This is a genomic window from Mucilaginibacter sp., from assembly GCF_028288205.1.
GTDB lineage: Bacteria > Bacteroidota > Bacteroidia > Sphingobacteriales > Sphingobacteriaceae > Mucilaginibacter.
On sequence record NZ_JAQBOD010000009.1, the window covers coordinates 44,730 to 55,633 of the forward strand.

The following is a 10,904-nucleotide window of genomic DNA, read 5'->3' on the forward strand; positions in this document are numbered from 1 at the left end:
AAGATATTTACATACGTTTACTTAAAGCTTTTGTACTGTTTCAAAGTGTTTCACTCATTTTGTCAAAATACTATATATCAATAGGTTAACCCAAAAGAGTGTTTCATGTGTTTCATATTTTTGTGAAACACTTACTCTACCCCTCTTACCTTCATCTGAAAGGTATAAATAGCTGTCGACGCGGTTAGGAACAAAACATCTTTATTTTTCCCACCAAAGCATATATTGGCTGTCCACGGCTCATCAATAGGAATACGTGCAATTCGTTTTCCGTCCGGGTTATAAATAGTCACCCCTTTACCGGTTAAATAAACGTTGCCTTTTTCATCCAGCGTCATCCCGTCTGATCCTTGTGATACAAACAGTGTTTTATCAGATAATGAACCATCTTTATTAATGGTGTATTTATAGGTTTTGCCTGCTCCGGCATCAGCAACATAAATGTATTTGCCGTCAGGCGTACCAACAATACCATTGGGCCTTTTAAAATCGCTGATAACTATAACAGGTGTTGAACTATTTTTGGGTAGATAGTAAACTTTTTCTCCATCAAGATCACTTTTTTTTCGCGACCACCACGGGCGCTGGTAATACGGATCGGTAATATACAGTCCTCCATTAGGTGCCACCCACACATCATTGGGCCCGTTAAATAAATGCCCCTGGTAGTCTTTTAATAAAACAGTAATTTTCTTTTTAGGACTGATTGACCATAGCTGTTCATTTTCATCGGCACAGGTAATTAAATTACCCTTTTTATCAATATACATCCCGTTTGATCGGCCTGCGCTATCAAGAAACAGTGATAGCTTACCATCGGTGTCATACTCCCATATCTTATTATTATTCTGGTCGGTAAAAAACACATTGCCCTTTTTATCAACTGAAGCACCTTCGGTGAAAGAGAACTGCCTTGATATTAACTGTGGCTTGGTACCGGGGGCAAACAGGGCATCGGTTGAGTCTGCTTTTGATAATGTCAACTGTGTGTTTTTATGCACGCGCATTGATGTAAAAACACAAAAGCTTATCGTAAGCACAATGGCAACTTTAAATATTGTTTTCATATGCGGAATAAATTGGTACTCAATATTCGCTAATAAATTGTTATGATGCAATTTATTAATTTGCTAAATTTGTTAGCATGAAGCGTTCGGGAAGTGCTGATCTGCCTTTGCATTATGGTTACGTACCGCAATGGCTGGCAGAAAGAATGGCCAAATTAGGCCTGGCAGTGGTAGAGACCATAGTTTTAGATCATGGCAAAGACGAAGTATTACGCCGTTTAAGCGACCCTTTCTGGTTCCAGAGCCTTGGGGCAGTTATGGGTATGGACTGGCACTCATCGGGTATTACTACTTCTGTTATGGGAGCGTTGAAACGTGCTATCAATCCGCATAGCAAAGATCTGGGCATTTATATATGCGGTGGCAAGGGCAAATATTCCAAACAAACGCCTGATGAGTTGATAAGAATTAGCGAACGCACCGGCCTCGACGGTAACTACCTGGTTAAATGCAGCAAGCTCAGCGCTAAGGTTGATAATACCGCTATACAGGATGGGTTTCAACTATATACCCACAATTTTATTTTAAGCGATACGGGTAAATGGAGCGTAGTGCAACAAGGCATGAGCGACGCGTCAAGTACCGCCCGCCGGTACCATTGGCACTCTGATTCGCTAACCTCATTTGTTGATGATCCGCATACCTCCATTTACGGAAAAAATAACGGCCTTATATTGAACATGTCCGATAGCCATGCTGCGCCCGCGCGGGCCGGGGTTATGCAAATAGCAAATGAAAACCCCGACACCATGCTCAGGGAGATAAGCAAACTGGTAATGCCATCGCACCATGATGTAAAAGAAAAAGATGTGGACCTTAAAAGATTAGGCGCTGTACTATGGTTGGCCCATGAAAAACGCCCGGAAGATTTTGAAGAACTGTTGTTACTTAAAGGATTAGGTCCACGAACTTTGCAGTCATTAACCTTAGTTAGCGAAGTAATATACGGCACGCCATCAAGGTTTAAAGACCCGGCACGCTTTTCCTTCGCGCATGGTGGTAAAGACGGGCATCCCTTCCCTGTGCCAACAAAGGTTTATGATGAAACTATTGGTACGCTGCAAACCGCTATACACAAAGCCAAATTAGGTAATAGTGAAAAAAGTGAAGCTATAAAAAGGCTAACCCAAATAGCTCAAAGAGCAGAACAGGATTTTATCCCCAACACAAATTTTGATAAATTGATAGAGGAGGAAAGAAACAACTCCTGGAAATATGGTGGCCGCACTGTATTTGGTAAAGCCAAACCACCCAGGGAACAACAGCTAAAGCTATTTTAACGCGGCACAAATAGCATTAGCCGAATCTAAATGCATTTTTAAAGCCGGCAATGTTTTTTTAGCGAAATTTTGAATATCGGCACTTTTATTCCCGGCAGCCCCGGCGAATAGCTTTATAACGCTTTCATGATCGGTTACCATCATTTGTATATAAGCTTTATCAAAATCGGCACCCTTTTTTGTAGATATATTGTCAATCAGTTTTTGATGTTCAGCATTGATAGTATCACCTTCGGTTATTCCTTTGTTAATACCAATTTTTTCCAGTTCATCTCCCGTCTGTGTATGGTCGGCTATCATCATTTTGGCAAAGTTGATGATCCGTGGATTTTTTGAGTTTACCTCGGCTAATTTAGCTGCCTTTATTTCGGCAAGCCCGGCTTCTAATCCTTGTATTATAAAGACTGATCCGCCTTTATCAACTACAGTATTATAATTTTTGGCGTGTTTATTATCCGTACATGATGATATAGCAAATAATATCACTATCCCGAATAAGAGGCGAATTAACTTTTTCATTTGCAAGCCGTAAGGTTATACTAATTGGGTATAACAAATATACTCTTATACGGTTTACATTATCATGACAATACTAAATTAAGCTAAATTTCTTCCCGCGTTAACAATACCGTATACAGTTCTTATTACCAGTTTATCATATATCTCAATTAATTCCTTATCGGTTGTATTATTCAGGCATTGTAAGGCATAATGCTGTACAATTACCAAGGGCAATACAATCTTCTCACGTATACTAATAGAACGGCGGTCAACAGGCGAATCCTGCATCAATACTTCTGTTCCGGTTAGCTCCAATAATAAGGCTTTGGTCAATTCAAATTCATCTTTCAACTGTTTCCAGAATGCACCGAACTTTTCATCCTTCTCTAAATAAGCAGTTATCCTGAAATCAGATTTAGACATAGACATGATACAATTATCCAGCATGGTCTTGAAAAATCCTGACGTATTATATAGCTGTTTAACTTCATCCCAATCGCCCTTTTGCTTCATTTTTTGCAACGCCGTACCTACCCCGTAAAACCCGGGGATGCTTTGTTTTAATTGGCTCCAGGCTGTTACAAAGCTTATGGCACGCAAATCTTCCAGTTTTAGCGGCGCTCCGGCGTTGCGCTTGGTTGGCCTGCTGCTTATATTAATTTTTGATAATAATTTAAGCGGACTAAATTTCTCTAAATATTCTACAAATAATTTATGCTCTCTCAGGTCCATAAAAAGTTTATAGCTGGCATCTGCCATATCAGTGATCAATGTTTTTTGGCGGGCGCTCAGCAAGTCATTACTGTCTGGATTTAATGATGAGGTTACCCCGGCATTTATCAGTTGCTCTATATTAAAACGGGCAGTTTCTACTGATCCGTATTGCGAGCTAACCGTTTGGCCTTGTATAGTTAATTGTATTTGTTTATTGGCAATTTCGCTACCCATCGAAGCATAGAAACGATGCGTTTTACCACCACCACGTGCCGGTGGCCCGCCCCTCCCGTCAAAAAATGCCAGGTTGATATCGTATTTCCGGGCCATAGCAGTAAGCTCAACTTTTGCTTTATAAATAGACCAATTAGCCATTAAATAACCACCATCTTTAGTACTATCAGAGAAACCCAGCATAATACTTTGCGCATTACCACGTTTTTTTAAATGCGCTGCATAAAATGGGTGCATATATAATTTTTCCATTACCACTGCAGCAACTTTCAGGTCGTTCACTGTTTCAAACAATGGCATAAAATCAACAGTAAGAGTTTCTGCCTTCCAGCCACTCCATAAAAACAGGTCTATAAGCTGTAAAATATCCGATGCCTGCTGACAGTTACTTATAATAAACCTTTGGCAAGCCTTTTCACCATTAGTATGCTGAATATGTTTCATCAGCATAATGGTATTAAGCGTATCCCTGGTCATATCATCCGCATCCTCGGGGCATAAAAAGTTAAGCTCGTTAAAAGTTATGTTCTGTAGCTTTTCTTCTTCGCTTAGCTTTTCGTAATCTGCAGGTAAGCCGGTTGCAATACCCTTGTCTGTGCAATAATTAAAAACGTTGCGTAATACCCTGCTATCCTGCCTTATATCAAGCGTAGCAAAGAAACAGCCAAATAAGCGCACTTTTCTTATCAGGTCCTCAACAATATTTACAAACAGACTGTCATGACTGGTAATTAAAGTTTCACGTACCGACTGCAAAAGTTCCAATAATTCGCCTTGCAGGTCCTTAGCATTGTGTTGATGTTTATTAAAGGCATTTTCATATAACAGGGCCTCCAAAGTGGCTATTGTTTTTTCAATACCCCTAAAAGTTATCCTGCGCTTTAAAACCCTGAAATCCCTGTAATAACAACGGAATACAATCTGCCTTAATAAAACAGCCACATCATAAGTGGTTTTTGTATTTACATTTGGGTTACCATCGCGGTCGCCGCCTGGCCAAAAGCCAAGTTCTAATAACTGGTTCTTTCTATTCTCATCAATATCAAACTCTTCCTCAAGCTTTGTTTGTATGCCTGATACAGCATGATAAAATGTATTCTCAAGGAACCAAACCAAACTAACCGCTTCATCAACCGGTGTTGGTGATGTTTTATTAAAGAACGGTGTTTTACCCAGTTGCTGTAATAAAACATCAATACTGTTTATATCGTTGATTTTTAATGCTTCTATCAGGTCCGTCATTATCCCCAGTACAGTGCCGGGATAAAATTGCGTTGGATGGGCGGTAAGTACCAGTCTTAACGAAAAATCTTTAAGTTTTTCGCTTATATTTTCGCGCACCTGATCGCTGGTTGCAGCAGCTTGCAGCAATCCGTTTAATGTGCCTACATCGTCTGGCCTTCCAATTTTGCTGAATGATGAATCTTCAATCGCATCAAACAAAACCACTTGGCGCTCAATATATTGTATAAACCGAAACATACGGTTAAGCTGCTCACGATGATCAATATCCGGAACATATTTTTTGAAAAACGATTCAATTATAACTGTTGGCGATTGCTGCTTTATTGCTCCCTTTTCGCAATGCGAGCTAAAAAACGGCAATAAAATACCAATTTCTTTTACCTGGTAAAATGGCAGCGTTTGAAATAAGCTGTTATATAACTCAAAACGAGTAACAACCTCGTTATTAAAAGCTGTTTCTCTTTGGCTGAGTTTTAACGTTGAAGACATACTAAATAGATAAATATATTAAAAAAAGCAGGCGTGGTTTATTATTAATTATAAATCGGTGTGAATTTAAACTAAAATCATTAAAAATTGAATAATTATTAAAAAAAAACCTCATTGACACTAATATTGGTTATAAAAATAGCACTGCGATAAAATTTTTGCAAATTCATATATCACCCTTTTTTACGAGATTTGTAATGTGATAATTCAAACCAAAGAAATAAAAAGTTTCTTTTTTAGTCAGTATTTTTCTGATGGCTTGCGTATGTCGTTAGGTATTTTGCTGCCCTCGCTGGTATTGCTGCAGTTTAATAAATTCGATTTGGGCATAGCCATGTCATTAGGCGCGGTTTGTATTTGTGTTATTGACAGCCCGGGCCCTGTATTACATAAGCGTAATGCTATGGCCGTTGGTAATTTGTGCTTATTTGTTGTGGCAATTACAACAGGTTTCGCCCGGCTTAATGTTTTTACCCTGGGGCTGGAGGTTACCATATTCTCCTTCCTGTTCTCTATGTTTATTGTATACGGTAACCGCGCCGCATCTGTAGGTACGGCTTCTTTATTGATTATGATATTTATGATTGATAAAGAAATGAAGCCAGATGTTATATTAGGATATAGCGCCACCATATTAGCGGGCGGTATTTGGTATATGGTGTTTAGCCTGGTATTTTTCGGCATTCGGCCCTACCGCGCGGCACAGCAGGCCCTGGGCGAAAATATAGCTGATATTGTTAAGTTTTTAAGAATAAAAGCCAACTTTTATCTGCCGGAAACTGATATTGACGAAAATTATCATAAGCTGGTATCGCAACAAATACAGGTTAGCCAGCACCAGGATGCGGTTAGAGAGCTTCTATTTAAAAGTAGGGTGATGGTGCGCGAATCAACCAATGCCAGCCGCATACTGGTACTTACTTTTGTTGATTTGGTAGATATGTTTGAGCAGATTATGGCTACCCATTATGATTATGCCTACATCCGCAATAAATTTAAGGATACCGGCATTTTACCCGAGATAGCACATATAGTACACCAAATGGCTAATGAATTGGAGAAGATTGGCTATGCTGTTTTATCCAATACAAGATATAAACACCTGGTAGATTTCAACCCTAAATTAGAGCAGCTTAAATTAAAAATTGATACTGTTAGCAATGGGCATGAAACCAGCAACCTGGTACTAAAAAAGATATTAATAAACCTGCGCGATCTGAACAAGGAGATAGAGAACATATTTAATTATTACAACTCCAGCTCATCTAAAATATTAATAGAGAATAATAATGATGTGGAGTACTCTAAATTTGTAACCCATCAGGATTATGAGCCGCATGTTTTCTTTGATAATTTCTCATTAGATTCTGCAGCGTTTAAGCACGCTTTAAGGGTATCGCTGGTTTGCCTGATTGGTTTTATTGCGGCAAAAATATTTTCATTGGGCCATCACAGCTACTGGGTGCTGCTTACCATTATTGTGATATTAAAACCGGGCTTTAGTCTTTCAAAACAGCGTAATTACCAGCGTTTAATTGGCACTATAGCAGGCGGGGTAATTGGGATATTGATATTACTTTTTATACCTAACAGCGATATTCAGTTTGTTTTCCTGATCGTATTCATGATAGGCACCTATAGCTTTCTGCGCTTAAACTATATAGTAAGCGTTATTTTCATGACCCCATATGTGCTGATATTGTTTAAGTTTTTAGGGATAGGCCATCTTGATATTGTACAGGAGCGCATGGTAGATACTATAATAGGATCAACGATTGCATTTGCAGCCAGCTATTTGATCTTCCCTACATGGGAGTTTGAGCAGGTAAAAACCAACCTGTCCGAAGTGATTTATACTAACGTAAACTATTTGGTTAAAATAGCCAAAAGTATTACCGGTACAACAGTTACCACTACCGAATATAAGCTGGCCCGTAAAGAGGTTTATGTAAAATCTGCCAACTTATCTGCCGCATTTGAGCGAATGACATCTGAGCCCAAAAGCAAGCAACGTAATATAAAAGAGATACATAAATTTGTGGTGCTTAACCATATATTGTCCTCGTACATCGCTACTGTAGCATCAGAAATAACTATAAAAGGATTACATAAAATCACACCGGATACCCTGAAGTTAGTTAAACGAAGCATTGCTGTATTAAATGAAAGCAATAAAAAACTTGGCGGAGAACGGATAGAGTTTACCGGCGAAAAAGCGGAGCCGGCAGAAGAACTTATACCCACTGCAACGGACAACCTATTAAAAGACCAGTTAGGTTTTATTAATAAAATAAGTGTTGATATTGCTAAGGTTACGGATGATATAGTGAAGTAAGACTCTTTTAATTATAACATCTAATTATAACATTTTTTGAACCGCCGTCCATATTTGATCACTTATATTCCTCATGCCTTTATCAGACGGATGACTTTCTATTGATGGATCAGGAAATAACCCGAAAGAAAAATTTGAAAGATCATTTTGCAAGTAGACCAGTGAGATAAAAGTAGAGTATTTGCTCATTACTTTATTTGCCATATCTCTTTCGGGCCATACAGACCCTACTGCCAGTATTTTAACTTTCGGATTAGCTACAGTGAAATAATTTATCAGGGCAACGTATTTTTTCTCAAACAATACCGAATCAGCATTTCTTGTAACATTCTCGCCAATCCTGATAATAATTATATCGGGTTTAACATCTCTGTACGACTTAAGATTCAGGTCAAAATCGTAGGTATCAAAGCTAATTTCAAATTCGGCTATATTTTTTGCAGTCAATTCATTAGCCTTATTCATTGATTTAAAACGGGCCGTAAGTAAATGAACATAATCACTATCGGCAACGCTTGCCGCCATACCCCAACTTCCATTCCAGCCTATTGATGGGTTAGCGGGGGCGTAAGTAATGCTATTGCCTAATACTAATACATTATGTAATGGTGGTACAACAACTACAGGATCTGGCTTAACATATTTTTTACATGCTGTAAATGAGGAAATTATAAAAATAGATATCAACAGGTTTTTCATTTTCAATTATTTGCTCACAGCAATTCCGTAGCCAAATTAGCCAACTCGCTCCGCTCGCCTTTTTGCAGGGTAATGTGCGCGTATAACGGATGGCCCTTTGCCCTATCAATTAAATAAGAGAGACCGTTACTTTCTGCATCAAGATATGGGGTATCTATCTGGTAAATATCACCGGTAAATATAAATTTGCTGTTTTCGCCTGCGCGGGATATAATAGTTTTTACTTCGTGCGGAGTAAGATTTTGCGCCTCGTCTACAATAAAAAATATTTTGCTTAGTGTGCGCCCGCGTATAAAGGCCAGTGGCGCTATAGATATTTTATCATTTTCAACCAACTCGTCAATTTTAGCCTGCATTTTTTCATCATCAGCAAACTGGTCTTTAATAAACTTAAGGTTATCCCAAATAGGCGCCATGTAGGGGTCTATTTTTGATTTTATATCGCCCGGTAAAAAGCCAATATCCTTATTGCTTAATGGCACAATTGGGCGTGTAACGTATATCTGGCGGTAATATTTGCGCTGCTCTAACGCGCCGGCTAATGCCAATAAGGTTTTACCGGTACCCGCATTACCCTGTATGGTAACCAATTTAATATCCGGGTTCAACAAGGCATGTATAGCAAAAGCTTGCTCCTGGTTTTTAGGGAAGATATTAAATACAGGCTGATTGGTAACCTTTTGAAGCTTTTGACTTTGGCTATTATAAAAACCTGATGCAATAGATTTCTTTCCTTCCAGTATATAAAAATGATTACTGGTATTCGCTTTTAGCTCAAAATCTTCAGCAGGTAAACTATCTTGTTTATTTAATTGGGCTATTTGTTTATCTGTTACGTTTAAAACTGTTTTACCGGTATATAGCTCATCCAGGTTTTTAACCTTGCCGGTTTCGTAATCTTCCGCATGTAAATTAAGCGCCTTGGCTTTTAGGCGCAGGCAAATATCTTTTGATACCAGTACTACCTTTTTATCAGGATATTCTTCCTGTAAACCAAGCGCCGCGTTTAATATACGATGATCTACTTTATCAGATCCAAAAACAATTTCGGCATTAATATTCGTAGTTTTTATATCAATTACTACTTTAAAATTACCTTTGTTAGTGCCGTTTAAAGGATGCCATTTGTTAATGAGTTTTTTACGGGAAATATCATCTATCAGCCTGATAAAGCTGCGGGCCTCAAAGTTGCGGGTATCATTGCCGCTTTTCATATTATCCAGCTCTTCCAATACCTGTATAGGTATGGCCACATCATGTTCCTGGAAGTTTTCAAAAGCGTTATGATCGTATAAGATCACGGATGTGTCTAAAACAAATATCTTTTTTCTCCCGTTCGGCCTGCTTTTATCGTCCTTATGCATAAGACGCTAAATTAACTATTAAAGATTAAAGATTGAAGATTAGTGGCGGGATAATTAGCGGTATGTTAACCGGCAGGTATAAAAACAAAAACGGGAGCCTTCTCTTGCGATTTGAACTCCCGTTTTTTACTTTATGACTAACCGTGGTTGTTCATAAAGCATCAAAATCTTTTGTAAGATGACCGACCCGCTCTCACCTTCCGCCTTGCAGGTTCCGGTTACATCAAAGTCATTACTTCCGCTGTTGCTCTTCGTAAAAATTAACAGCTTCTACTAATACCCTATTTAATTAACACTACGCTTCCATCGCTCGCGCGGTTTCTGTTTTGTGTAACTCAGGCAGTCCCGTGATCTTTAGCGCTTCCGAAGATTTGCCCGATTCACTTTCTGTTATTCCTGTAATAAGGTTGTCAAAGTACGTCGTTCTTGATGATTTCAATATCGGGACATACGCCTAATCTGCAAAATATTTTTTATGTTTTTTATTAACGGGTTGCTAACAATAAAATAGAGTTTTAAACATGCATATATTCTGCAGGGGGTGTCATGCTGAACTGCGTAGAAACACAACGAAAGGTCTGTACACATACCATTTAAAAACCTTATAGCGACAGTTATTCACAAGTTCTTTTTCCACATTCATTAGGCAATTTCTAAATTTAGGGCATCAAAAAGCGCGTAAAAATTCCTTATAATGAAATATTATAGTGTATTTTCAAATTAAAATAAATGTCTAACATTTGAAAAAGGAGGCTCCGGCCCGAAGCTGCAGCGGCAGAAATAAAATAATTTGATTTTTTTGGAAAGGGCCCGTTTTGGCGGTCCTTTTACGTAAAGGGATTTAATAAGATAGCGGAAGCGTAAACCAAAAGGTGCTTCCTTTACCTAACTGGCTATCCACGCCGATCTCACCATTATGGCGGTGAATGATCTCTGCGCTGATGTAAAGACCCAAACCCAGACCGGAATATTGTGC

8 protein-coding genes are annotated in these 10,904 nt (G+C 38.6%); 2 read left to right on the plus strand and 6 right to left on the minus strand.

What is annotated here, in order from left to right; translation table 11 throughout:
* Positions 1-131: 131 nt before the first annotated feature.
* Positions 132-1,067 (minus strand): SMP-30/gluconolactonase/LRE family protein, encoded by a 936-nt coding sequence (locus tag JWR23_RS01660; RefSeq protein ID WP_299512106.1) that lies wholly within the window; start codon positions 1,065-1,067, stop codon positions 132-134.
* Between the two features lie 77 nt (positions 1,068-1,144).
* Between JWR23_RS01660 and JWR23_RS01665 the strand changes: the two genes are divergently transcribed.
* Entirely contained in the window at positions 1,145-2,347 is a 1,203-nt protein-coding gene (locus JWR23_RS01665; protein WP_299512108.1) for a DUF763 domain-containing protein, read from the plus strand.
* On the opposite strand, the gene JWR23_RS01670 is transcribed toward JWR23_RS01665, so the two are convergent.
* A complete protein-coding gene (locus tag JWR23_RS01670) occupies positions 2,339-2,866 on the minus strand; it encodes a DUF4142 domain-containing protein (protein ID WP_299512110.1) in 528 nt (175 codons plus the stop codon). The two genes, JWR23_RS01665 and JWR23_RS01670, sit on opposite strands and share 9 nt — an antisense overlap.
* Positions 2,867-2,944: 78 nt before the next feature.
* Positions 2,945-5,530, minus strand: coding sequence for a phosphoenolpyruvate carboxylase (locus tag JWR23_RS01675; RefSeq protein WP_299512111.1), 2,586 nt, complete (start codon positions 5,528-5,530; stop codon positions 2,945-2,947).
* Positions 5,531-5,729: 199 nt separating this feature from the next.
* Here JWR23_RS01675 and JWR23_RS01680 point away from each other — a divergent pair, with 199 nt between their 5' ends.
* On the plus strand, positions 5,730-7,865 hold the full coding sequence (locus JWR23_RS01680; RefSeq protein ID WP_299512113.1) for an FUSC family membrane protein: 2,136 nt from the start codon (positions 5,730-5,732) through the stop codon (positions 7,863-7,865).
* 24 nt (positions 7,866-7,889) lie between these two features.
* Here the strand turns inward: JWR23_RS01680 and JWR23_RS01685 are convergent, their stop codons facing one another.
* From JWR23_RS01685 to JWR23_RS01695, 3 genes are all read right to left on the minus strand, one after another.
* On the minus strand, positions 7,890-8,564 hold the full coding sequence (locus JWR23_RS01685) for an SGNH/GDSL hydrolase family protein (protein WP_299512115.1): 675 nt from the start codon (positions 8,562-8,564) through the stop codon (positions 7,890-7,892).
* Between the two features lie 14 nt (positions 8,565-8,578).
* Complete coding sequence (locus tag JWR23_RS01690; protein WP_299512118.1) at positions 8,579-9,928, minus strand: PhoH family protein; 1,350 nt, start codon at positions 9,926-9,928, stop codon at positions 8,579-8,581.
* A gap of 841 nt (positions 9,929-10,769) precedes the next feature.
* On the minus strand, positions 10,770-10,889 hold the full coding sequence (locus JWR23_RS01695; RefSeq protein ID WP_299512126.1) for an ATP-binding protein: 120 nt from the start codon (positions 10,887-10,889) through the stop codon (positions 10,770-10,772).
* Positions 10,890-10,904: the final 15 nt, after the last annotated feature.

Bases quoted from the DNA above. Each gene is read 5' to 3' on its own strand.
- JWR23_RS01670 (WP_299512110.1), bottom strand. From the start codon at position 2,866: ATGAAAAAGTTAATTCGCCTCTTATTCGGGATAGTGATATTATTTGCT.
- JWR23_RS01675 (WP_299512111.1), bottom strand. From the start codon at position 5,530: ATGTCTTCAACGTTAAAACTCAGCCAAAGAGAAACAGCTTTTAATAAC.
- JWR23_RS01660 (WP_299512106.1), bottom strand. From the start codon at position 1,067: ATGAAAACAATATTTAAAGTTGCCATTGTGCTTACGATAAGCTTTTGT.
- JWR23_RS01665 (WP_299512108.1), top strand. From the start codon at position 1,145: ATGAAGCGTTCGGGAAGTGCTGATCTGCCTTTGCATTATGGTTACGTA.
- JWR23_RS01690 (WP_299512118.1), bottom strand. From the start codon at position 9,928: ATGCATAAGGACGATAAAAGCAGGCCGAACGGGAGAAAAAAGATATTT.
- JWR23_RS01685 (WP_299512115.1), bottom strand. From the start codon at position 8,564: ATGAAAAACCTGTTGATATCTATTTTTATAATTTCCTCATTTACAGCA.